This window comes from Kribbella orskensis (assembly GCF_004342085.1).
In the GTDB taxonomy this organism is placed as follows: Bacteria; Actinomycetota; Actinomycetes; order Propionibacteriales; family Kribbellaceae; genus Kribbella; species Kribbella orskensis.
Genome location: NZ_SLWM01000015.1, coordinates 1 through 23,291, shown reverse-complemented (window position 1 = coordinate 23,291; position 23,291 = coordinate 1). Strand labels below are relative to the sequence as shown.

Sequence of the window (23,291 nt, the reverse complement as noted above, 5' to 3'; positions counted from 1 at the left end):
TAAGCCGAGCGATTAGGCACCGATGAGTTGGCCCCGCCGGCGGCCGGGCCTGCGGTCCTGGCATGGATACGCTCCCGCCATCGAAGTCGACCTGGTCGACCAACTCGAGTACGCCGAGCAGCTGGCACGGATTCGTCGAAGTGGAGACGGACCTGCTCCCGGGCGACACGATCCAGTTCGTCCTACTACGGTTGGGCGCGACGATGCGATTCTCGATCAACATCCCGAACTTCGGTGACTTCGCCGACGCCCACACGGTCGGCTGGGTGGCGACTGCTGCAGCGCTCGCGACCTCCCGCATCAAGCTGGGGCCACCGAGTCTTGGATGAGCTCCTGGGAGGCCGGATGACGAGCGGTCTCGAGCGCCGCGGCTCCGACCTGCTCCGCCCGGTCGGCCCGTGGATGCCGGCCGTGCACGAGTACTTGAAGCACCTCGAGTCAGTCGGCTTCCACGGAGCACCCCGGGTCGTCGGCATCGAGGGCGACCATGAGGTGCTGACGTTCCTCGAAGGCGACATACTCGCGGATCCGGAGTGGGAGCCGGGGCGCGGTAACCCACTCCCGGCGTACGCCCGGACAGACGATGCACTGACCGCCGTAGGGCACCTGCTTCGCGACCTGCACGAGGCGTCCCGCAGCTTCCAGCCGCAGCACACCGGCTACCGCTTCCATCCCCACGCGCCCAATCCCGGCGAGATCGTGTCGCACGGCGACCTGGGCCCGTGCAACACCGTCTATCGAGCTGGTGTGCCGGTCGCCTTCATCGACTGGGATGCAGCCGGGCCGATCGACCCGCTGCTCGATCTCGCATCCGCAGCCTGGGCCTTCCTGCCGCTGGAGTCCGACCGTCAGCTCGCCGAGACCGGCTTCGATCCGCTGCCCGACGTGCCCCACCGGCTCCGGGTGTTTGTCGACGCCTACGGACTCACCGACCGGCCGACGATCATCCCCGCGCTGCAGCAGGCGAAGTTGAAGATGGTCGAGCAGGTGCAGCACTGGCCGATCGACGCGGCCGGAGCTGCCGGCTCGCTGGAGTTCCTCGCCGGTGAGCTGCGGCGGCTGGACTCGATCACGCCGGCTCTGCGTCGAGCGTTGTAGGGCGCACGGCATGCTAGCGGCAGCGCGCGGCCAGGCTTCAGGTGGCGCTTTGGGTGCGGATGCCGTCGATGGTCTCGCGCAGAGCCTCGTCGGTGGAGGTCGGTTCGATGCCGAGGGCAACGGTTGCGGCGGTAGAGTCGAGGACGAACGGGCGCTGCCGCTGGTACTGCGTCTCGATCATCTCGCGCGCATCCCGGTTGAACAGACCGGCGAGACGCAAGGCGACCGCCGGCATCTTGCTGACGCGCGCGACCGGCGCTCCCGCAAGCTCGGCGGCGCGTGTGGCCAGCGCGCGGACGGACATCGCCTCGGGGGTGGGCACGTGCCACGGCCGACCCCACGTGCTCTCATCGGCGGCAACCGCGATCAGTGTCCGCGCGACATCACCGACGTATGTCCAACTGTGCGGCGCATCCAAGTCGGCCGGCATCGAACCCCGTCCGCCAGTCAGCACCTTCGGCAACACCATGACACTGAACGGCGAGACCGTCCGCGCACCCAGATAATCCGACCCGCGCACCTCCGCAGTCCGAATCCGCCCCGCCTCATGGGCCGCCAGCGCGTCCTCCCACAGCTTGGCCCGAACCTGACCCTTGACCGAGTTGGGCCGCAAGGGGGTCTCCTCCGTCATCGGCCCGTCGACCTCGCCATAGCCGTAGAGGTTCGCGGTAGTCACCAGCACGGCTCCGCTTACCTCAGCCGTCCGCACCAACGCCGCTCCCATGGGAGGCCAGTCAGTAGGCCACCGGTGATAAGCCGGCCCCGCACACGAGTAGAGCGCCACGGCGCCCTCGGTGTGTCGAGACAACACCTCGGCGTCACTGGCATCCGCAGCAACACACTCGATGCCCCCAACGCCAGCCTCCCCGCCGCCCCGCGCGAAGCCACCGTCGCTCGGCCTGGATCCGCCGACGCCCGACTGGGGGCCGCTGCCGCTGCGGGTGATCAGGCGGACCTGTTCGCCGTGGGCGGCGAGTAGCCGCGCGGTGGCCGAGCCGACCGGGCCGGCTCCGACGATGACGTGCAGGGACATGGCGGGTGACTCCTCTTTCAGATTTGGCGAGAACAGTGTTCTCGAATAGGTTCACTGTACGCAGTACGCGACTCGGCAGTCAAGAACACTGTTCTCGCCACGTGTCAGTGTTCTCGAGTCTGTGTCAGACTGAGGGCATGTCCGCACCGTCACTCCGCGCCCGGGTCCGCTCGGAGATGAGCCAGGAAATCAAGGCCGTCGCTCGCCGGCGCCTCGCCACGGACGGCGCGAACCTGTCCCTGCGCGCCGTCGCCCGGGACATGGACATCGTCGCCTCGGCCCTCTACCGCTACTTCCCGAGCCGCGACGCCCTGCTCAGCGCCCTGATCATCGACGCGTACGACGCCCTGGCCGCGGCCGCCGCCGAGGCGGACGCCGCCGTACCACGCGACGATCTCCGCGGCCGCTGGCTGGCCGTCTGCCGCGCCGTACGCACCTGGGCCCTCGCGCACCCCGCCGAGTACGGCCTCATCTACGGCGCCCCGGTCCCCGACTATGCCGCCCCGCCCGACACCGTCGAGCCGGCGTCGAAGGTCATCATGCTGCTCGCCGGCGTCGTCATCGACGCCGGCGACCGACTCAAACCACTGACGGCCTCCCCGATCGCGCTCCCCCTCCGCGCCGACCTCCGCCGCCTCATCAATGAGCGTCAGGGCGACCTCCCGGAGGAACGCCTCGACCGCGTCCTCGTCGCGTGGACCCACCTCTACGGGGTACTCAACTTCGAAGTCTTCGGGCGCCTCAACGACATGATCGAAGCCCGCACCGAGTACTTCGACCACCACATGGCCCTCATGGCCGACCTCACCGGCCTTCCACAGTGACGGACCAGGCACCTCGCCGCGCAACCACGTCTCCTCTACGCAGTCGCCTACCGCGTGCTGGGAACGTCACCCAGGCGTCGGACGTCGTGCAAGGGCGCGGTGTCTGCCCCGCGAGCAGTCGGCGAGTGTGAGGCCGGGGTGAGCTGCGGGGTGTCAGGTGGTTCGGCCGCAAGGGCGGGAATCCGTTCGGTGTCACTTGCCATTTCAGTGGATCTTGAACAGGCCTCGTCGCGGTGGCCGCCCACACCTTCGCGACCGAGTACGGGGCGAAGTGGCACAAGGCAGTGGCCAAGATTGTCGACGACCTCCACCTACTGAGCGCGTTCTACGACTACCCACCGAGCACTGGATCCACCTGCGCACCGCCAACCCGATCGAGTCAAATCTCTAGTTGGCAGCTGGAAACCTTGCCTATCCCCACATCGCGGTGAGGCCAGCCCGGCTGATTGCAGAGGGCCGCGCGGACCGGGGCCTGCTGATCTGTGGGACCGGTCTCGGCGTGGCGATCGTCGCGCACCGCGTCCAGAAGGCAGCGCTGACGATCTGCTCGGGGAGGTAGGACATGCTGGAGGTCGTCAGCGGAACCTGCGCACGCAACTCGTCGATCAGACCCGCATCGATGACCCCGACAACTACGCACGCATCGGGCTGTCCTGGCACGTCACGGAGCCACAAGGTCTGCTGTTCCCGGCGCTCGCACCTGTGATCGATCGCGCCCGTTGCTAGCTGATAATGCTGACCGACAGCGCCGGAGTCAGATCATGTCGCCGCGTCGTCACCATCGATCGGGGTGCCGCGAAGGTAATGGGAGAACGAGGAGTCACGTTTGGGATGCCGGTGATAGCGCGTCGGAACGAGGCGACCTTCGAGGTCGTCCGTCGTGGTATCGGCGATGCGCCAGAGCCGGCGTGCGACGTTGCCGATGACTCCCATGTGCGGCGACGATGGATGGCTACGAGTTGGTGACTTGTCCTGCTTCAGCAGGAGCTCTTCGGCCAGGGACTTGATGATGCCCTGATCGAACTCGTCCTGGATCCGAGCCGTCACGCGATTCTCGAGTTCCTCGTGCTCGGACAGCAGCCGGATCACGACCTCCCAGACTTCGCCAAATCGAAGATGGAGGTATCGGCTGTCACCGTACTGGCGTCCTTTGAGCACGCGGAGAGATTTTTCGAGCTGTTTTGTGTTGCCCAGGTAGGCGGATACGTCGTCGGCCGGCCAACTGCTGGCGTGTCTGAGGAGGAGTTCCGTCGCCGCGGCCAAATGCTGTGCCGCGTAGGCCGAGAACAAGTCGGCGTCGTGCCTGCGGCGTGTGAGCGGAGTCTCGCCAGTCCGAGACTCGTCGACCAAATCGCGCAGCCTCGCATGTTCCGAGCGCATCGCGGCGTCTAACGCGGATTCAGCTGGACCGGCCTTGTGCAGCGTCCGGCTGTCTGTCATCCCTGGCCTTGCGGGGTCGACCACCACGTTGTACTCCGAGTGCGTCCGGAGGAATCGGTCGACCGCGGGGCAGTAGTTGCTGATCTGGATGCCTCGCCTCAGCAGGTCGTCAAGAACAACGTGGATCAACGTCGTGGCCAGACCGCGGCCACGAAGGTCAGGGCGAATCTCGGTCAACCCAAGGACTCTGCGACCCTCGATGTCTCGGAAGTCCAGTGTGCCGACTGCCGCGCCTTCGAGCCGAAGCTCGTAATAGGCCAGGTCAGAGTCCTCGACGACGAGAACTTGGCCGTCTTGGTCGTCCATCAGGATAGTCATTTGGCAGAGCTCCTTGCACGCCGAGGGTGACCGTACCGTGGTTCAGTGCCGTCGGCCGGGGAGGTTCTTACCTCGGTCCATCCAAGCGCCTGTCGCCGAGATTCAGTCCTCCAGGTCAAGTCCCTCGTGGTTGTGAGGAAGTTGAGTCGCTGTCCGGGAACCTCAGGGCACCTCTGACCTGTCAACGACGTGATCCTCGGCCTGAGGTCTGGTGGTGGATCCGCAATCAGTTGGATCCTGCGATCGCTGCCTGGACGAGTAGCCGGAGCGCTGGAATCACCTCTGCCTGAAACCATGGATTCCTGGACTGCCATCGAAAGTTCAGAGGCGAGGGGTGCACCAGTGGAATCCGCTCGGGCAAATAGTCACGGTAGGCGCGTACCGTCTCGGTCAAGGTCTGCTTGGCGGCGGCCTCGAGGTAGTGCTTCTGCGCGTAGCTTCCGATGAGGATCATCAGGCGCAGTTCTGTCAGTTGTTTCAGGATGCGCGGGTGCCACGTAGGTGCGAAGTCAGGTCGTGGGGGAAGGTCGCCATGGGCACCTTTGCCCGGGTAGTAGAAGTCCATCGGCAGTAGCGCGAGCATGTCCGGGTCGTAGAACTGCTCCTCAGTGACACCGAGCCATCGCCGTAGCTTGGTTCCGCTTGGATCATTCCAAGGGATCTGGCTATCCTGCGCGAGCTTGCCGGGTGCTTGGCCAATGATCACGATCCTGGATCGTGGCGACACGGAGTAGACAGGCTCGTACCCACGTTCGGTCGCCCAGGCATTCGCCGCGTCGTGGACTACTTCATCGTGAATCGCGGTGAGTTCGTCCACACTCGGCCCGATCCGTTCTCTAAGTCTGATCGTTGTACGACGTTGGTGCGCCGACACATCGTCGCTCTTACGTCAGTAGGGGCAACCGGCCGGAGTGCGTCCGGATGCGGCTACCACCTTCGCATCAAGTTCTGCTGAGACCGGCGACGGCTGACTGATCGAGCCGGCCCGCGTCGCCTTCCGGCCTGGTGGAATCGACGATTGACTCGTACTCGGGGTGCTTGCGTGGAGTGGGATGGCCGACAGCGGCCCGAGGCGGCAAGCGTCTGTTGCGCCATAACAGACAGTGGCCGATCGCGCGCCTGGTCTTGCCGACGCATACTCGAGACGGAGAAGAGGACGATATAGATCAGTACAGACTCAAGGGCATCGTGAGGCGACGAGCGATATGTTGTGCCACCCACTGCGTTGTGCCGCAGGTTCAGCCGATTGGACTCGACCAGATAATGGACGATATCGTCCATGTAGACTGCCTCACCGGGTCGACACGGAGGTGCCAGGCCCCTGGTCATTGTCATCGGGAGAGCGATGACTTCAGCGCAATTGATCGCGGGGAGATCCTGTGGACGGCGATGCTTTCGAGCCCTGCTCGCAGGTGCGAGTCTCCACGGAGGTGGCGGTAGAGAATCGTGCCTGGGTTCACGACTTGAGTGTCGGTGGCGCTCGTGGCGAAACAGCAAGTCGTAGGCTGCATGAAATTCTGCTCCGGGCGGCGAGGGCGGAGGTGGCGCGGCGGGCCTCACGCTTGCGACTGGCTGGCCCAGAGTTGGATGACATCGCGCACCAGGCCGCTGCCGACGCACTGCTGACGATCTGTCGCAAGGTTCAGACATTCCGCGGGGACTGCAAGTTCACGACGTGGGCGTACAAGTTCGTCGTCTTCGACGTCACCGCGAAGGTCAGTCGTCACTTCTGGCAGCGCGCCGGCGCCAGCATCGCGTTCGAGGAGGAAGACTGGGATCGTCTACCGGCAGCATGTGGTCTCGAGCCCGAGACCCACGCCGAGGGACGAGATCTGATGGATGCAGTGCACCGTGCAGTCGACGAAAAGCTGACAGAGAAGCAACGGTTCGTCTTCGTTGCTCTGCTGAATGGGATGCCGACGGACGTCTTGGCAGACCAGATGGGCGCAACACATAACGCGATCTACAAGGTGATGTTCGACGCACGCCGGAAGTTGCGAACTGCGCTGGTCGACGCCGGCTACCTTCCGGGACGGAAGGTCAGCTGAATTAGGACCTTCCTCAGCACAGATCTACTCGACCGCGTTTGCGGCGCGGTGATGGGAACCGACGTGTGTGCCGACCACGTAACTCGCGGTGCCATCGTTGCGCAAGCACGCTGGTCTGCGAGGATATTGGTGATTGTGACAGCTAGGCCGTGCATCAACACGGGAGCCAAGGACCTGGGCGTTCTGCACGACGAATCGGCGGGCTCCTCGTCACATCTGTATTCCCCGCAGGTCGGCTGCGCGGTCGCAGAGATGTGACCGTATCTGCGGGACTCGGCTGGGACCTCGGCTACCACAACCTTCGCACTCCCTCCCGTGAGAGTAGGACTACGACTGGATCTTGGGGCAGTGAGGGTTCGACTGATAACGCAGATTCTGCCCGGGTCAGGAGACGGTGATCCGGTCTGTGTCGAAAGCAATGTAGCCGGTGAAGCCATGCCCGACGGTTTCGATGGCGGATCGCTTGGGCGCCGGATAGCACCATGCGGCGTCGATTGCCTTTGCTGTCCTCTGTGTCGGTGACCAGCGTCGGCCTTGCCTCGGGCGCGGTGGACCATTGGAAGCGAAACGACGGCCCTGCCGATGTGTCGCCCAGCGCGACAGGACCACCAGCGCGGGTCGCCACGAAGCCGGAGAGTGAGCCACTACCGGCGTTGGAGACATAGGACCGGGTGCCGTCAGCAACGATCCCTGCAGGTGGCCGTCTGTCCGGTTGCGGTCCGGTCCAGCAAGGTCAGCCGGTGTGCACGATCGACGACGAAGGTCGCTACGGTGTTCGGCCCACTTCTTTCACCAGAGGCACGGGGTTGTACGCGTGCTCGGATCCGAGGAAGTGCGTCGTCATCTCATACAGCTGCCACCGCGGCCCGGGGTGATGGACAAGTATCTGCTTGGCTGGTTCGCTATTTGACGTTCTCATCGTAGAAACTGTTGATGCCGGCAACGATATCGGCGAGGCAGTCTTCTAGCGCGAAGTGCCCTGAAGCCAACGGCACGAGCTTGGCGTCAGGGAGATCACGGAGGTACGCCTCACCGCCGGCAGGGCTGAAGAGCATGTCGCCCTGGCCCCAGAAGATCAGCGTCTTCGGTTGGTCGCGTCGCAGCCGCGCCTGCCATGTCACATACCGCTCGGCGTTCGTGCGGTAGTCGTAGAAGAGGTCCAGTTGCACCCGATGCGCGTTCGGTCGGGCCAGGAAGTGCAGATCTATGTTCCAGTTGTCAGGGCTGATCCTTGTCGGGTCTGAGTGACCGTACAGGTAGATCGCCTTCACCGTCTCGGGTTCCAGGAATGCCTCCACCAGAGCCTCGGTGTCGGCAGTGCGGTTCGACCAGAGGACATGACGGATGCTGTCCCACGCTTCGGTGAACCCCTCCTCGTACGTGTTGGCGTTCTGGATGATCTGCCACCGCAGCCAGTCCGGGTGGAGGGATATCAGCCGGTTGCCGACCGGGCCTCCGTAATCCTGCATGTACAGTCCCATCGGGCCGGTGAAGTCGATCGCCAGCAGTGCCTCGTCGACGATCTCGGCGAGGTGGTCGAAGGTGTAGTCCCACTCTCGCGGATCCGGCATCTCGGTGTTCCCGAACCCCGGATAGTCAAACGAGACGAGGTGAAATCGGTTGGCGAGGGCCGGCATCAGGTTCCGGAATTGGTGCGACGACGATGGGAATCCACCCAGCAGCAGGAGCTTCGGCGCGCCGGGCTCGCCCGCCTCGCGATAGAAGACCTCCAACCCACCGGCGAACACAGTACGAAATCTCGTCATGGGCACTCCATGCTCATCTTCAAAGGTCTGGGGTGAGCGTCTGTTCGCCGGCGCTTCAGCCGGGACGACCGGAATCCGGTCTGATGTTGGCACTCGTATCGAGTTAGCCTCCCGGAGTCTCCGGCGTCTTACGTCGGAGCGGGGGTTTTCGTACCAAACCGACCGGTTGACGCCGTCATGGTCCGGCCTGCAGTGAGACCGAGACGGATCGGACTACTGCACCGGATCGGGATGGATCGTGTCCCAGATATGGCCGGACTCCGTGCCGAGAACCTGTGTGAGCAGTGTCCTGGCAAGGCCTACCGAGTCGATCACAGCGACGTCGATCTGACTGTTGACGAAGCGACGGATCAGCGGGTCTTCGATTTGATCCTGATCAATGGTTTTGAGCCAGGCACGCAGGGATGTACAGATCCTCTGCACGCGCAACGCGTTGACTGTCACGCCAGTCCCAGCCAGCTCCGCTGCCAGGTTCAAGGTGTGAGTCTCCAGCGCGGCTACGCACGCAGCGTATACGTTGCCACCAGGTATCGAGGCCAAGTTGCCGAAGACGCCGGAGATGTTGGTAATCCGTCCCCAGCCGCGCCGGCCCATCGCCGGGATCACGGCACCCGAGAGTGTCATCACGCTGCCCACATTGATGGTGAGAGCACGGAGCACCGCCTCCGGGCGCACCCCGGTCACCGGGCCTAGCGGCATGACTGTCGCGGCATTGTTCACCAGAACGTCAACCTCGCCGAGCTCGCGCTCGATTCCGTGGATGAGAGGCGGCACCGAACCGAGGTCGTACAGGTCAGCACTGAACTGTACGGCGCGGCCACCAGCCGTCCGAATAGCATTCACCGTGGCGCCGGCGTCGGCCTCCGGCCTCACGACAACGGCGACCGCTGCACCAGCTGCCCCCAGTTCCTCGGCAATCGCCCGCCCGATCCCACCCCCGGCGCCTGTCACCAGGGCAACTCGGCCCGCGAGAGGCTTCGGGAGATTCAAGAGCGCGAGCATATTTGTTGGAGTCAGCACGATCGCCGTCTCTTACTCGAGCGAACGGTCAATCTGGGGGGAGATATCAGGCAGTCATCGATGCAATGTTGCTGGCAGATCCCACAACACTGCGATGAACCTCGATGCGGGATCCAATCGACAGACCTGAACGATGCCGCGTGTCGGCGTACGACCTCATATGTTGGATCGAGTGGCCTGTGCCTGGACTGAAGCCATTGCCAGCTCGAGCGCGATCTCCATTGGACCCGGATCGCGGGCCGCCTGAGCGAGGACATAGCCGCCTTGGAGTGCGGCCATGATGCCCGTTGCCAGTGCCTGCGCGTCTGCCTCTGGTCGGAGGGTACCGTTGGCCCGCATTCGCTCCAGGGCGTCGGCCAGCAACGAAATCCAGGCGGTCAGATGAGCGTCGAGGTCGATCCGGGCGTCTTCGTCCCGATCGGACAGCTCAGTCGACAGCGACCCGAGCTCGCACCCCAGTGCGCCTCGGCGCACCGTGACCCGCTGGATGACGGCTCGGCGCCATCTGTCCAGGCCGCGGAGCGAGTCGACGCGGCGGAGATACTGCTCCTCTCGCTCCATGACGCGACTGCCGCGGAGCGCGATGACCGCCTGCACCAACGCGCTCTTGTCACTGAAATGGCGGTAGAACTGGGACTTGCTCGTCCCGCTCCCTGCGGTCACCTCGTCGAGGGTGGTGGCTGCGGCACCCTTGAGGGACATCAACTCGTCCGCGGCTGCGACAATCCGGGCTCGGGTGACCGCGCCGCGGGCAGTCAGGCGGCGGTCGAGCTCGTTCTGTGTCTCGGGCACGGGGGAGAGCTTATCGGTGCGCCCCACAGTTGGCGGTGGATCAGGTCCCAGCCACGCAGTCGCGCAACGGCGACGTCCCGCTGTCGAACAGCCGGAAGGACACACTCCTTCTAGCCCGGATGACTCCGGGCGCCAGCGATGTGATCGCCGGTCAGCTCATGCGCGTCAGGTACCTGGGCGGGGAATACGCGGCGGCTAGTCACCCCGATCGTTCTCGCGGTGCCGCGGCGGTCGCCTTGTCGGTACCGGACGACGCAGCCGACTGCGCTGGTGCGCCCGCCGCCAAGGGCTCGGTGGGCTCGCCGGCCTCCCTCCGCTGACGGGCGCCGAGGCTGGCGGCGACGAACTCGGCCCGCGGGTGTTGTACCGACAGTAGCGACACGATGTCGCGCCCGTAGAACAGCGCCGCCGCCCAGACGAGTGCCACCCGCACCTTGCGCTCCCACGTCGGGATCGCCAGCACGTGGTAGCCGCGGTGCATGAGCCAGGCGAGCGGGCCCTTGATGACGATCCGGCGGTACTGGAATATCCCCTTGCCGAGGCCGAGTGTGGCGACGGTGCCGAGACTGTGGTGCTTGTACGGCTTCACCTTCCGGCCTCGTAGGTCGGCGACGATGTTCTTGGCCAGCCGCTTGCCCTGCCGGACCGCGTGCTGGGCGTTGGGGACGGCGAACGAGCCGCCGGGGATGTCTGAGGCGAGATCGGGGACAGCAGCGTTGTCGCCGGCCGCCCAGGCATCCGGGATGGCGGCGTCTGGGGTGCCGATGCGCAGGTCGGTGCGGACCCGGAACAGGCCGGCACGGTCGACTGGCAGGTCGGTGTGCCGGGCGACGACGGGGTTGCTCTGGTTGCCGGCGACCCAGACGAGCACGTGGTTGTCGTACTCCGTGCCGTCGGACAGCACGATGTGATCGTTCTTGGCGGATACCAGGCTCGCGCCGAGGTGGACCCGGGCCCCGCGCTTCTCCAGGTGCCGGACCACCCATCGCGCGGGCTCGGCGGCGACGTCGGGCAGGATCCGGTCGCGCAGCTCGACCAGATGGAAGTCGAGTTCGTCCACGCTCAGCTCGGCGTAGTGCTTGAGCAGGGCCGTGGCCAGCGAGAGCATCTCGCCGATGACCTCGACGCCGGTGAAACCGCCGCCGACGACGGTCACCGTCAGCAGCTTGCGCCGCTCCGGGCCGGGCGGCAGCGTGGCCGCCCGCTCGAACGCCGTCAGCAGCCGGTCGCGGGTCGCCACGGCCTCTTCGACGTACTTGATCCCGATGGCATCGTCGGCGACACCCGGGATGGGAAAGGTCCGGGTCACTGCTCCGGCGGTGATGACGATGGTGTCGTAGGGCAGCTCCTGCTCAGGGCCGTCGGCGGGCCGGACGGTGGCAATCCGGTCCGCGTGGTCGATGTGGACGACGCTGCCGACGATCAGGTGCGTGTGCGGCAGGTGCCGGCGCAACGAGACTGCGACGTGCCGGGCTTCGATGGAGCCGGCCGTCACCTCGGGCAGGAACGGTTGGTAGGTCATGTACGGCCGCGGATCGACGAGCGTCACCGACGCCTCGTCGGTCCGCAGCTTCTTCTCCAACTTCCAAGCGGTGTAGAAGCCGGCATAGCCGCCGCCCACGACCAGGATCTTTCGCATCACTGCCTCCTCGAGCACGACTGCGTACGGGTCGGCCGAGCCACGGTCTCGCCGACATTGCCCGGTAGTTTTCCCCGCGGGCGCGGGGCTGCGGACCCAGGAACGTCCCCATGCCGGCGGCATGATTCCGGCAATACGTTTCGAGAGTCGGTAGCGGACCAGTCCGATGACGTCTGCCGGTGTGAGTCGCCCGACCTGGCCACGCGGCTGACGCCGGTCCACAAGGAGGGCAGGACCGCTCGCTGTCCCCGAGTTCTCACGGACGAACGCGGATGACCGTCTTTCCCTGGATCCGCGCAGTCGGGTTGAAGGCGGCGACGGCGTCGTCGAGGGTGGCGACTTGGCCGATGTTCGCCCGCAGTCGTCCGTCCCGCACCCGCCGGGCGATCTCACCCAGTTGGGCACGATCCGACATGACAACGAAGTCGATCGCCAGGCCATCAGCGGGCCGCGCCTCGGGCGGCCCGGCGACGGTCACCAACGTTCCGCCGGCCCGAACCAGACCCGCGGACCGCCTCCCGATGTCGCCACCGAAGACGTCGAAAACCAGATCGACTCCGCCGACGTCTTCCAGCGCGTCGTTCTCGAGGTCGACGAACTCCTGCGTCCCGAAGTCGAGCGCCGGCTGCCGGTGAGCAGCGCGCCCGGTGCCGATGACGTAGGCGCCGGCCTCCCGCGCGAGCTGCGTCACCATCGAACCGACTGCGCCTGCCGCGCCGTGCACGAGGACGCTCTGCCCCGCCCGGAGGCGGCCATGCTCGAACAGCCCCTGCCACGCGGTCAGACCCGTCATCGCGACGCCCGCGCCCACCGTGAAATCAACGTCGCCCGGCAGCGGCGCGAGGTTACGCGCCTCGACGGCTGCGTACTCCGCGAGCGTGCCGTCGCGAGTCCAATCCGTGAGGCCGAACACCCGCTGCCCCACCGACAGCCCCGTCGCTCCATAGCTGAGCGCAGTGACCACTCCGGCCAGCTCATGTCCGGGGATCGACGGCGTCCGGTCACGGCCGAGGCGATCGGTCCAGGTCGAGGGCCACTCCAGCTCATTCCCGGTAAATCCCGACGCATGAACTTCCACGACGACGTCGCCGTAGTTCGCGCCCTCAAGGCTGGCGAGCCTCGCCGCATCCGGCTCAGGCCGCTCCACCAGCGTCATCCCGGCCGTCCCCGCGGCCCGATCCGTCACCACAATCGCCTTCATCTGGCACCTCCAGGTATCCAATCCTCGCCTGCACAGCATGTTCGGTTCACCGGCATTGGTTTCCCCGCGGGCAGGGCTACAGACGCGTACGGTCAGGTCCGCAGCCCCGCCGATGCAATTCGGGCGTTACGCTTTCGAGGGTCAGTTGCGGCCGGCCATGATGCCGCCGTCGACGTCGACGATGGCGCCGGTCATCCAGCTCGACTTGTCCGACAGCAGGAACGACACCGCATTCGCGATGTCTTCCGGGCTGCCGACCCGGCCCAGCGGGTGGAAGCTGTCGAAGCTGTCGACGGTTTCATCGAACTTGTTCGCTGGGACGAAGCCCCGGTACAAGGGTGTCTTCACGACCGCGGGCGCGACCGCGTTGACCCGGATACCGTGCGGCGCCAGCTCGACCGCGAGCGCCTTGGTGAGCGAGTGGATGCCGCCCTTCTGCACGGAATAGCCGGCGTGCGGCGTCGCCGCAATGCCCTGGTGCGCCCACATCGAGCCGATGTTGACGATGGCGCCACCCTGGCCCCCGGCGACCATACTCGCGACGACGGTCTGCGTGATGAAGAACAGCGCGCGGTTCAGTTCGTTGTACGAGTCATAGAAGGATTCGTCGTACTCGCTGAACGCCTTCGGGATGAAGAAACCCGCGGCGTTGACGAGCAGAGTCGCGTCAGCGTGCTCGGCAGCGAGCTGCTTTCGGACCTCGGGGACCTGGTCACGGTCGGTCAGCTCCGCGGTGATGCCCCACGCCTTTCCGTTCTGCGACAACGATTCAACCGCGGCCCGGACCTTGTCCTGGTCTCGGCCCGTGATCACGGCGGTGCCGCCCGCGGCGACCACCTGCTGGGCTGTGGCGAGACCCATACCGCTGCTGCCGCCGACGACCACCACCTTGCGGCCCTCGAAGCTCTCACTCATGACAGTTGTTCCTTCCCACCGAATCGCGATTTTGTGTTGACAGAAGCCGGTTCCCCGGGACTGGCTCGACGTCCGTGGAACTCGGCGCCGGCTGGTCCAAGTCGGACAGTTCGTCGCCAGCAGACGCGTCCCAGTCGGACGCCCCGAACCTAGTCGCGCAGAACTGGTCGGTCAAGTCCACTTTTTGGATCGGACTAGCAACCTCGGAGGCGGCATACGCCAAGAATTCTAGCGCAACGCGGCACCCCAGCGCGCGCGACAAGACCTCATCTCCGGACGTAATAGTCCATAAGAGATCGGGCTCACGGCAATACAACCGGCCTGGCCCGCGGCGTCTCTTGCACCGTGTCGACCACCATGCCCGTCTGCCACGTCAGTCGCCGCTGTAGCGCTGTTCTTTCCACGGGTCTCCGTAGTTGTGATAGCCGAACATCTCCCAGAAACCGGCCTGGTCGAACGGACGCAACTCCAGCCCCCGCACCCACTTCGCGCTCTTCCAGAAGTACAGGTGCGGCACCAGCAGCCGGGCCGGTCCGCCGTGCTCAGGCGCCAGCGGCTTTCCGTCGTACTCGTCAACCACCCACGCCCGCCCACCGCGCAGATCGTCGAGCGGCACGTTCGCGGTGTAGCCACCGTCCGCGAACGCCATCGCGTACGACGCTGCCGTGCCGACCGCCGCGAGCAAAGTGTCGAGCGATACGCCGGACCACGTGGTATCGACCTTCGTCCACTTCGTCACACAGTGAATGTCGACAGTGAACGTCTCCCGCGGCAACGCCCGGAACTCCGCCCACGACCATGAGACCGGCTCGTCCACAGCGTCCCGGATCGTGAACTCCCACGAATCCAGCGACGCCTGCGGTGTCGGCCCGGCCGACAGCACCGGGAAGTCCTTCGTCACGTACTGTCCAGGCGGCACCCGCGACGGATCCACCCCGGCGCCTCGGCCCTGGAAGCCTCTCGTGACAGCCATCAGGCCCTGTCCCCAAGCTGCACGCGCAGCAACCACTGCTGCTGCTCGAGCTTGCGGACCACGTCCACCAGAACGTCCTGCGTCACCAGATCTGCCGCCCCGATTCGGGCCAGCCGTTCCCGGACCCGTTCGGCTGCCGCCGCGACCCGCCGAGCCAGTTCCCAGATCACCGCGTGATCGACCACCGAACGCACCGGCACCGGCTCGACCCGCGACCCGTCCGACACCGCCGAGGCCTGACCGTCCGGGACAAACCCGAGCGTCACCGCGCGTTCGGCGACGACATCCGCCAGCTCGCGCCACTCCCCCACCAGTTCGTCCAGGAACAGGTGCACACTGCGCGCGGCCGGCCCGATCACGCTCCAGTGCAACTGCTTCCCGATCAGCGACAGACCGATCAGCTCCTGCAACACAACCTCTAGTTCACCACCCACCGCCTGCCGCTCGTGCGGGTTGTCCAGTGGCGGTAGTTGTACCGAGTTAGCAACAGATTCCATCGACATACCACCCCTGTGTCGCCGTTGCCACCGAACCTTTCCTCCAGGCGACGCATGCGCCCACCAGACGCAGAGCCGATCTCGATGCCTCGCCCGCGACCACCCGTCGTTGTCTACCGCGTGGGCCCTCGGAACCGAGGGGGCTGATCCGCTAGGCCGCCCGCTGCCGCTCCAGCCATCCCTAGGGCATCAGCTTGGAGGGGTGGGTGGCCAGGGCGGTGACCTCGATGGTCATGTACGGGAAGAGGGGTAGCGAGCTCAGGAGGGTGTGGAGTTCGTCGCCGGTCGTGACGTCGAAGATGCTGATGTTGGAGTACTTGCCGACGATGCGCCACAGCTGTGGCCAGACGCCTGAGCGTTGCAGGTCCAGGGCGCGTTCGCGCTCTTCGGCGACCAGGCGGGTGCGGACGTCGGGGTCGAGCTCGGGTGGGATCGTGACGTCCATTCTGACGTGGAACAACATCCGATCAGTCCCTGGTGAGGTGTCGTCGGCGCAACGCGGAGACGACGGCTGGGTCTGGTTCGACGCCGATGCCGGGGCCGTCGGGTAGCAGTAGCCGGCCCCCGGAGTACGACAGCGGGATTAGTGCAACCTCCTCAGCGAGCAGCAGCGGCCCGAACAGCTCGCTCCCCCAGGTCACCCCGGGAGCTGCGCAGGCCAATTGCAGGGAAGCGGCGGTGCCGATGGTGCTCTCGATCGACGTGCCGCCGTGGCTGGGGATCCCGGCGGCCGCGCCGATGGCGACGATGTCGCGGGCGCGGCGGAAGCCGCCGACCTTGGTCAGCTTCATCGACCAGACGTCGGCGGCCCGCAGCCGGATCAGGCGTTCGGCATCGACCGGAGTACGCAGAGATTCGTCAGCCATGACAGGGATCGGGAGCAAGGCGTTGAGTTCGGCGAGTGCCTCGTACTGCTCCCCAGGTACAGGCTGTTCGATCAGCGCGATGCCGGCTGCGGCCAGCCGTGGGAGCAACTCGCGCGAGGTCTCGAGATCCCAACGGGCGTTGAGATCCACTCGCAAGCTCGCGGCATCGGCCATCTTCTCGGCGATGGCCGCGATCCGCTGAGTATCAGCGACCGGGTCCAGCGCACCCATCTTCAGCTTGAAGCTGCTGTGGGTCCCGGCCTCGAGGATTCGCTGCATCTCCTCGATCACCACCTCCTCCCGTTCGGCGCCGAGTGCCCAGGTGACGTCGATGCTGTCGCGGGACAGACCGCCGAGGAGGGTGTGGACCGGTACGCCGAGGGACCGCGCCCACGCGTCATGGAGGGCGACCTCGACGGCGGTCTTGGCGTAGAGGTTGGCGTTGACCTGATCGCAGATGTCTCGCCAGATGTTCTCGATGTCATTGACCTGGCGGCCGAGCACCTGTGGAGTCATATAGGTGTCGATGGTCACCTTCATCGACTCCACCGATTCGCCTCCCCACCAAGGCCCACCCGGCACGACACCCTCGCCGACACCGGTGACGCCGCCACCGGTGTGGACGAAGACGAGCAGGATCGGCTGCACATCAGTGGTGACCCGGGCGAACTTGTGCGGCCGCCGCAGCGGGACGTCGAGGATGACGGTCTCGATCCTCTCGACGACCAACTCGTCAGCCCGGGCCAGATCGGTCACAGCGCCTCGAGGTTGAAGTCGTACGACGAACGGCGGGTTCCGGTGCCGTCGTCGACCGGGTCGAGGATGAGTTCGGGCTTGGTCGCCTCGGCGACGTCGGAGTCGAGCCATTCACCGCCGGCGAAGTACAGCTGCGTCGTCACGGTGCGATATCCCTCGGCCCGCACCATCACGTGCAGGTGCGCCGGGCGCCACGGGTGCCAGCCCGCGGCCTCGATGAGCTTGCCGGTCGGACCGTCGGTCGGGATCTGGTACGGCGCGGGCTGCACGGTCGAGATCGTGAATCGCCCGTCCCCATCAGTGATCACGACACCACGGAGATTGCCTTCCGGCAGGTGGGGCGCGAAGCCGGAGTAGTAGCCGTCGGCATCGGCATGCCAGATGTCGACCTCGGCACCGCCAAGCGGAGTACCGTCGAGGGCGCGAACCTGTCCCTCGAATACCAACGGGTCCCCCTTCTCGTCGTCGCGACAGGGAAGGGTGCAGGCCGAGCCGAGTTTCGCCTGGCCAGGCAGGTAGTACGGGCCTTCGATGGAGCCCTTGGTGCCCTGCTGCTGCTCGGCAGCGACCTCCTCGATGACGTGCTCGACGAAGACGTCCATGAACAGCGGCCACTCGCCCGTCTCGCCGACCTCCATCAGCCACGCCTTGGCGGCCTGGAACTCGGGATAGCTGACCTGGTGCTCGCGGATGGTGTCGTGCACGCCTTTGAGGATGGCCGAGACGACAGCATCGACACGCTCGGGTGCGACGGCCGCGTCACCGCGGCGTTCCTTGCTGGCCTTGAAGGCATCACTGGCGCTGGCACCTGAACCAGCGGCCGTGGGTGAATCCTGGGTGGTGGTCATGATTGGCTCCTCCTGCTCTGGGTCAGAGGTCGACGACGCGGTTGGCGATGCGGCTGACGTCAGTGGGGTTGATCAGGTCGGGAACGGTCCAGCCGTCGAGGTCGTACTCGTTCAGCATCGACTCGGCGAACCCCTTCATCTGGTCCACCTGGCCCTGGGCCTCGGCGGCGAACAGGATCTCGGCCTTGACGTTCTCGTGGTTGCCCGAGTAGTTGCGCTCGTACAGTTCGTGCCGGCCACCGAACTCGCTGCCGACCGCGTCCCACAAGGCCTTCATCAGCTTCGTCCGCTCGACCGCGTCGTAGCCGTTGGAGCCGCGGACGAAGCGGTCGAGGTACGGCCGTACCTCGGGCGTCTTGAAATCGACGGCGTTGGAGTTGAGGTAGATCAGTCCGGACGCGACGTCCTGCTCGATGATCTCCTTGACCCGCGGATATCCCTGGATCATGAACTGGCGGTAGACCAGGCCGTAGTCGAGCTTGGGCAGCACGCTGCCGTTAGGTCCCTCGTCGGGGTTCATCGCCATCGCGTCGGACAGGGCGCGGAACAGGTTGCGCCAGCCGATCACCTCGCCGACCCGGGTCTGGACACCGCGAAAGTCCTTACTGCCGGTGCATTCCAGCGCCTTGATCAGCAGGCCGGCGATGAAGTCCAGCTTGACCGAGAGCCGGATGCAGCCGTGGAAGGTGAACCGCGGGATGAACCCGGACTGCGGGAAGAACCCGTTGATCCGGTCGACATCGCCGTACAGGAAGATGTTCTCCCACGGCACCAGCACCTTGTCGAAGACGAAGATGGTGTCGTTCTCGTCCAGCCGGCTCGACAGCGGGTAGTCGAACGGGCTGCCCATCACGTCAGCCTGCATCGCGTACGACGGCCGACAGATCAGCTTGACGCCCGGTGAGTCCATCGGCACCGTACAGATGATCGCGTACTCCTTCTTCTTGATCGGGAGTCCGTAGTGCGCGATGAAGTTGTAGTTGGTGATGGCCGAGCCGGTCGCGACCACCTTGGCGCCGGAGACGATCACCCCGGCGTCGGTCTCCTTCTCCACCCGCATGAAGACGTCGCCGGCCTCGTCCGGCGGCAGGTTGCGATCCACCGGCGGGTTGATGATCGCGTGGTTCCAGTAGAGAACCTTCTCCTGGCTCTCCTTGTACCAGCGCTTCGCGTTCTCCTCGTACGGCGCGTAGAACTCGCTGTTGCCGCCCAGCGTCCCGAGGAAGCTGGCCTTGTAGTCCGGGCTGCGGCCCATCCAGCCCCAGGTCTGCCGGGCCCAGTTCTCGATCGCGGCCTTGTCCTGCAGCAGATCCGCCGAGCTGTGCGGGGTTCGGAAGAACGGATGGGTGAACCCGCCGTTGCCGGTGTCGGTGGGAACGGTGATCTTGTTCTCCGGGTCGTGCAGGGAGTCGTAGAGCCGGGCCACCATCCGGGCCGGGTTGCGGAACGCCGGGTGCTCGGTCACGTCCTTGACACGTTCGCCGTAGATCCAGACCTCGCGGTCGTCGCGGATGGACTCGAGGTACTCCGCGCCGGTCATCGGCTGGCTCGCGGTCGCCTCGATGGGAGCGGCCGGGACCTGGCCGGCAGTCGCTGCGACAGGCGCTTCCTGAGTGGTCATGCGAACTCCTTGGTGGTTTGTCGTGCACGAGGAGAGAAGGGAGCGAACGTAGTGGCCGCGTCGAACCAGCCGCGCTCGGGGCAGTCCGCGGAACCGAACCAGTGAGCGCCGGTCTCGAGCGGCCGGAGGTGGCGGAACGTGCCGCAGTGGAAGAGCAATGGGTCGACGTCGGTGATGTCCACGCTCGCGACCTCGCCGATGACGATCAGGTGGTCACCGCCGTCGTAGGTACGCCAAGGACGGCAGGAGATCGTCGCCGCCGCCCCTTCGACGAGTGGTGCTGTCGGGCCTTCGAGCCAGGCCGGCGGCTGGTCTGCCGGGCGGCCGGCGAAGTGCCAGGCGACGTGTCCTTGGTCCGCGGCGAGGATGTTGATCCCGAACGGCCGCCCGTCGAGGAACTGGCAGGCCTTCGAGGTCCGGGCCAGCGTCACCTGGGCCAGCGCCGGTTCGAGCGAGACGGCCGTGAAGGCGTTCACCGTCGCGCCGTGCGGGTCACCGGTCGCGTTGCGGCACGTCACCACGGTCACGCCGGTGGCGAAACGTCCGAACGCGTTGCGAAGTTCGCGAGGGTCCATCACCGTCACCTCCGAATCTGCTTGTACGCTGTGCGTACATTTGGTACGCTGTGCGTTCAGGCCACTGTGCGGTGCGGCATCGGAGGCTGTCAAGAGGTCGGTGGTAAGGATGAGGATCATGAGCGCGACGGCGAGAGACGGATCCGGCGATGGCCCGGCGGAGTCCGGCGAGAACGAGCGGGACTACATCCAGAGCATCGAGCGCGGATTCGCCGTACTGCTCGCCTTCGATGCCGACCTGCCGAGCGGTTCACTCGCCGAAGTCGCTGCCAGGACAGGCCTTTCACGCCCCGCGGTACGGAGAATCCTGCTCACGCTGCAGCGGCTCGGCTATCTGACCAGCTCCGGAGGGCGATGGAGTCTGACCCCGCGGGTACTGACCATCGGCCAGCATTTCGCCGCCACCCACGGCGTGGTGGAGATCTCCCAGCCGCACCTCTTGCGGCTGACCGAGGCCACCCACGAGTCCGCGTCACTGGCCCAACTCGACGGCACCGATGTCGTGTACGTCGCCCGCGTCCAGGTGCGCCGGGTGATGAGCATCAGCATCGACGTCGGATCCAGAGTGCCCGCCCACGCCACCTCGATGGGGCGAGTGCTCCTCGCCTGGGCGTCGCCGTCGATCGTGGAACGAGTGGTGGAAGCCGGGCTCCATCCGCTGACCGCGAAGACCATCACCGATCCGGTGCGGCTCCGCGATTCGCTGCACGAGGTGCGGCAACGCGGGTACGCCGTGGTCGAGTCAGAGCTCGAAGAAGGATTGCTCTCCGCGGCCGTGCCGGTGCGGGATTCCGACGGAACTGTCGTCGCCGCCCTTGCCTACTCGACCTCGGTCGGCCGGCGCACGCTGGCCCAGGTGACCGGCGAAGTCGTCCCACTCATGCTCGAAGCAGCCGACGGGATCTCGGCGGACCTGGTCGAGCATCGTGTTGCGGGCACCCGATCCGTACCGCGCGACGGCTTCTTCTGACCGCGATGATTCACCACGAACTCATCCCTGGCCCCGAGGGCGCACCGACTGTCGTCCTGTCCAACTCGCTCGGTTCGACGCTCAGCATGTGGGAGCGTCAGGTCGACGCACTGGCCGAGCACTTCTCCGTACTCCGCTACGACCTGCGCGGCCATGGGCTCTCGGTGCCCTCAACTCGTCCGGACACCATCGACGATCTTGTCGGCGATGTCGTCACCTTGCTAGACACCCTCGGGCTCGGTCGGGTTCATTTCATCGGACTCTCGCTGGGCGGAATGACGGGACTCCGGCTAGCGGCGACGCATCCTGATCGCGTCGATCGGCTCGCGGTGCTCTGCACCTCGGCACATTTGCCGCCGGCGAAGGCCTGGCGCGAGCGCGCGACGGTGGTGCGCGCCGAAGGAACGGGTGCAGTCGCCGAAGCGGTCGTCCGTCGCTGGTACACGGAAGGTTTCCACGACCGTGAACCCGAACGGATCCAAGCCGCGGTCGAAACCGTGGCCGCAACCCCAGCGGACGCCTATGCGGCGTGCTGCGAGGTGATCGCGACCATGGATCTGCGAGCCGACCTGCCCTCGATCAGCACCCCGACTCTGGCCATCGCAGGCGCCGATGACCCCGCGACGCCGGTCCCCCACCTTCAGGCGATTGCCGAATCAGTGCAGGACGGTCAGCTCCTCGTCGTACCGCAGTCTGCGCATCTCGCCAACGACGAACAGCCCGAGATCATCATCGAGGCCCTCCTCGCCCACCTGCGGGGTCCGTGCCTTCACCCCGCTGCGCGAGGCCCTGGAGATACTGCTCTGAGCCACACCGCGCGGCGACACCAAGCCGCGCCGAGGCCCTAGCCCCACCGACATGGATGGCGGCTCTCGTGGCGTACGGGGAGAGACGATCTTAGGAGTGGCGGACGGGCCCGGCGGGGATGGCAACCTGGACCAGCTGTCAACGACGTTGGCATTGGATCACAACAGCTACTGATCAGCGTGGGTAAGACGCCGAGATCTGGTGCCACAAACACTGGTGAACCGAAAAGATCATAGAGGCGAGAATTGATACAGGGAGGTGCCGGATGAAGGCGATTGTGGTGACGGATCAGGCCGCGGGGACGGCCGGGATGACGCTGGTGGAGCGGCCCGAGCCGGAGGCGGCGGGGAACGATGTCCTCGTTGAGGTTCATGCGTCGGGATTCACCCCGGGTGAGCTGTCATGGCCCTCGAACTGGACCGATCGCCTCGGCCGTGACCGGACGCCGTCGATCCCCGGGCACGAGCTGGCCGGGGTGGTCAGCGCTCTCGGGTATGGCACGACGGGGCTGTCGGTGGGGCAGCGGGTGTTCGGCCTCACGGACTGGACTCGCGACGGCACTTTGGCGGAGTACGTGGCCGTCGAGGCGCGCAACCTTGCGCCGCTGCCGGGCGACCTCGACTTCACGGTGGGCGCGAGCCTGCCGATCTCGGGTCTGACCGCGTGGCAGGGGCTGTTCGAGCACGGCCGCCTCCGGGCGGGGCAGAGCGTCCTCGTGCACGGCGCGGCCGGTGGAGTGGGATCGATGGTGACGCAGCTCGCCCGGGAGGCGGGCGCCTACGTCATCGGCACCGGGCGTGCGGGCGACCGTGAGACGGCGCTCGGCTTCGGGACGCAGGAGTTCGTCGACCTCGAGAACGACTCTCTGGAAGACGTCGGCAGAGTCGATCTGGTTTTCGACGTCTTCGGTGGCGACATCGGGCAGCGCTCCGCGGGTCTGGTTCGGGCCGGCGGAACGCTGGTGACCATCGCCGGCCCACCCGAGGCGCGGCCCGCCGACGGACTAGCGATCGACTTCGTTGTCGAATCTGATCGCCGCCAACTGGGTGAGATCGCCCGGCGGGTGCGGGACGGACGACTGCGGACGAACATCGGCCAAGTCGCTACCCTCGACGACGCCGTCGCCGCCTTCAACCCGACCGAGCGAGTCAAGGGGAAGACGGTCATCCGCGTTCGTCCGTGACGACTTAGCCTCGATCCACCGATGGGCAGATTGTGGTTCGTGGATCTCGTTGACGGTACTGCTTGGGAGGGTGGGCGTGGGTGATCGCCTGGCGTTGCTGC

General features: G+C 66.1%; 24 protein-coding genes and 1 pseudogene. 9 read left to right on the top strand and 16 right to left on the bottom strand.

Annotated elements, in window-relative coordinates; translation table 11 throughout:
- Positions 1-62 precede the first annotated feature (62 nt).
- Positions 63-329, top strand: coding sequence for a hypothetical protein (locus EV644_RS45555; protein WP_199240073.1), 267 nt, complete (start codon positions 63-65; stop codon positions 327-329).
- Positions 330-345: 16 nt separating this feature from the next.
- Positions 346-1,098, top strand: a complete 753-nt coding sequence (locus EV644_RS30390) for an aminoglycoside phosphotransferase family protein (RefSeq protein ID WP_132192427.1) — start codon at positions 346-348, stop codon at positions 1,096-1,098.
- 37 nt (positions 1,099-1,135) lie between these two features.
- Here EV644_RS30390 and EV644_RS47895 read toward each other — a convergent pair whose 3' ends face one another.
- A complete protein-coding gene (locus EV644_RS47895; RefSeq protein ID WP_132192425.1) occupies positions 1,136-2,131 on the bottom strand; it encodes an NAD-dependent epimerase/dehydratase family protein in 996 nt (331 codons plus the stop codon).
- A gap of 137 nt (positions 2,132-2,268) precedes the next feature.
- On the opposite strand from EV644_RS47895, the gene EV644_RS30380 reads away from it, so the two are divergent.
- The 3 genes and pseudogenes from EV644_RS30380 (at position 2,269) to EV644_RS47890 (ending at position 3,514) form a co-directional block, all read left to right on the top strand.
- Complete coding sequence (locus EV644_RS30380; RefSeq protein ID WP_132192423.1) at positions 2,269-2,955, top strand: TetR/AcrR family transcriptional regulator; 687 nt, start codon at positions 2,269-2,271, stop codon at positions 2,953-2,955.
- A gap of 233 nt (positions 2,956-3,188) precedes the next feature.
- A pseudogene (locus EV644_RS48185) lies at positions 3,189-3,337 on the top strand (IS256 family transposase); the annotation flags it as partial.
- Positions 3,338-3,346: 9 nt separating this feature from the next.
- Entirely contained in the window at positions 3,347-3,514 is a 168-nt protein-coding gene (locus EV644_RS47890) for an RpiB/LacA/LacB family sugar-phosphate isomerase (protein WP_132192421.1), read from the top strand.
- 200 nt (positions 3,515-3,714) lie between these two features.
- On the opposite strand, the gene EV644_RS30365 is transcribed toward EV644_RS47890, so the two are convergent.
- Both EV644_RS30365 and EV644_RS30360 read right to left on the bottom strand, forming a co-directional pair.
- Positions 3,715-4,713, bottom strand: coding sequence for a GNAT family N-acetyltransferase (locus EV644_RS30365; protein ID WP_132192419.1), 999 nt, complete (start codon positions 4,711-4,713; stop codon positions 3,715-3,717).
- Between the two features lie 226 nt (positions 4,714-4,939).
- Positions 4,940-5,530 carry a uracil-DNA glycosylase family protein gene (locus tag EV644_RS30360; RefSeq protein ID WP_199240072.1) on the bottom strand — a complete coding sequence of 197 codons (591 nt, stop codon included), beginning with the start codon at positions 5,528-5,530 and terminating at the stop codon, positions 4,940-4,942.
- Between the two features lie 562 nt (positions 5,531-6,092).
- Here EV644_RS30360 and EV644_RS30355 point away from each other — a divergent pair.
- On the top strand, positions 6,093-6,761 hold the full coding sequence (locus tag EV644_RS30355) for a sigma-70 family RNA polymerase sigma factor (RefSeq protein WP_199240071.1): 669 nt from the start codon (positions 6,093-6,095) through the stop codon (positions 6,759-6,761).
- Positions 6,762-7,663: 902 nt separating this feature from the next.
- On the opposite strand, the gene EV644_RS30350 is transcribed toward EV644_RS30355, so the two are convergent.
- The 13 genes from EV644_RS30350 to EV644_RS30290 all read right to left on the bottom strand — a co-directional run bounded on the left by EV644_RS30350 (position 7,664) and on the right by EV644_RS30290 (position 20,230).
- Entirely contained in the window at positions 7,664-8,527 is an 864-nt protein-coding gene (locus EV644_RS30350) for an alpha/beta fold hydrolase (RefSeq protein WP_132192417.1), read from the bottom strand.
- A 213-nt stretch (positions 8,528-8,740) separates the two neighbouring features.
- Positions 8,741-9,517 carry an SDR family NAD(P)-dependent oxidoreductase gene (locus EV644_RS30345; protein WP_158292965.1) on the bottom strand — a complete coding sequence of 259 codons (777 nt, stop codon included), beginning with the start codon at positions 9,515-9,517 and terminating at the stop codon, positions 8,741-8,743.
- Between the two features lie 186 nt (positions 9,518-9,703).
- A complete protein-coding gene (locus EV644_RS30340; protein ID WP_199240070.1) occupies positions 9,704-10,339 on the bottom strand; it encodes a TetR/AcrR family transcriptional regulator in 636 nt (211 codons plus the stop codon).
- 199 nt (positions 10,340-10,538) lie between these two features.
- Positions 10,539-11,978 carry an NAD(P)/FAD-dependent oxidoreductase gene (locus tag EV644_RS30335; RefSeq protein ID WP_132192413.1) on the bottom strand — a complete coding sequence of 480 codons (1,440 nt, stop codon included), beginning with the start codon at positions 11,976-11,978 and terminating at the stop codon, positions 10,539-10,541.
- Between the two features lie 256 nt (positions 11,979-12,234).
- Positions 12,235-13,179, bottom strand: coding sequence for an NADP-dependent oxidoreductase (locus EV644_RS30330; protein WP_132192411.1), 945 nt, complete (start codon positions 13,177-13,179; stop codon positions 12,235-12,237).
- Between the two features lie 141 nt (positions 13,180-13,320).
- Positions 13,321-14,094, bottom strand: coding sequence for an SDR family NAD(P)-dependent oxidoreductase (locus EV644_RS30325; protein ID WP_132192409.1), 774 nt, complete (start codon positions 14,092-14,094; stop codon positions 13,321-13,323).
- Between the two features lie 373 nt (positions 14,095-14,467).
- Entirely contained in the window at positions 14,468-15,067 is a 600-nt protein-coding gene (locus tag EV644_RS30320) for a sulfite oxidase-like oxidoreductase (RefSeq protein ID WP_241999004.1), read from the bottom strand.
- Positions 15,067-15,564 (bottom strand): Dps family protein, encoded by a 498-nt coding sequence (locus tag EV644_RS30315; RefSeq protein ID WP_158292964.1) that lies wholly within the window; start codon positions 15,562-15,564, stop codon positions 15,067-15,069. Before EV644_RS30315 ends, EV644_RS30320 begins: the two co-directional genes overlap by 1 nt.
- A gap of 181 nt (positions 15,565-15,745) precedes the next feature.
- Positions 15,746-16,027, bottom strand: coding sequence for a muconolactone Delta-isomerase (catC, locus tag EV644_RS30310; protein WP_132192405.1), 282 nt, complete (start codon positions 16,025-16,027; stop codon positions 15,746-15,748).
- A gap of 4 nt (positions 16,028-16,031) precedes the next feature.
- Positions 16,032-17,186: a muconate/chloromuconate family cycloisomerase gene (locus tag EV644_RS30305; protein WP_199240069.1), complete on the bottom strand. Its 1,155-nt coding sequence runs from the start codon at positions 17,184-17,186 to the stop codon at positions 16,032-16,034.
- The gene (gene catA / locus EV644_RS30300) at positions 17,183-18,034 is read right to left on the bottom strand and encodes a catechol 1,2-dioxygenase (protein ID WP_132192401.1); all 852 of its coding nucleotides are present in this window, start codon (positions 18,032-18,034) and stop codon (positions 17,183-17,185) included. Before catA ends, EV644_RS30305 begins: the two co-directional genes overlap by 4 nt.
- A 22-nt stretch (positions 18,035-18,056) precedes the next feature.
- Entirely contained in the window at positions 18,057-19,655 is a 1,599-nt protein-coding gene (locus EV644_RS30295; RefSeq protein WP_132192399.1) for a 4-hydroxyphenylacetate 3-hydroxylase family protein, read from the bottom strand.
- The gene (locus EV644_RS30290; protein WP_132192397.1) at positions 19,652-20,230 is read right to left on the bottom strand and encodes a flavin reductase family protein; all 579 of its coding nucleotides are present in this window, start codon (positions 20,228-20,230) and stop codon (positions 19,652-19,654) included. The genes EV644_RS30295 and EV644_RS30290 overlap by 4 nt, the downstream gene beginning before the upstream one ends.
- A gap of 118 nt (positions 20,231-20,348) precedes the next feature.
- Between EV644_RS30290 and EV644_RS30285 the strand changes: the two genes are divergently transcribed.
- The 3 genes from EV644_RS30285 (at position 20,349) to EV644_RS30275 (ending at position 23,190) form a co-directional block, all read left to right on the top strand.
- A complete protein-coding gene (locus EV644_RS30285) occupies positions 20,349-21,200 on the top strand; it encodes an IclR family transcriptional regulator domain-containing protein (RefSeq protein ID WP_132192395.1) in 852 nt (283 codons plus the stop codon).
- 5 nt (positions 21,201-21,205) lie between these two features.
- Complete coding sequence (gene pcaD, locus EV644_RS30280) at positions 21,206-22,048, top strand: 3-oxoadipate enol-lactonase (RefSeq protein WP_132192393.1); 843 nt, start codon at positions 21,206-21,208, stop codon at positions 22,046-22,048.
- A 224-nt stretch (positions 22,049-22,272) separates the two neighbouring features.
- On the top strand, positions 22,273-23,190 hold the full coding sequence (locus EV644_RS30275; protein WP_132192392.1) for an NADP-dependent oxidoreductase: 918 nt from the start codon (positions 22,273-22,275) through the stop codon (positions 23,188-23,190).
- Positions 23,191-23,291: the final 101 nt, after the last annotated feature.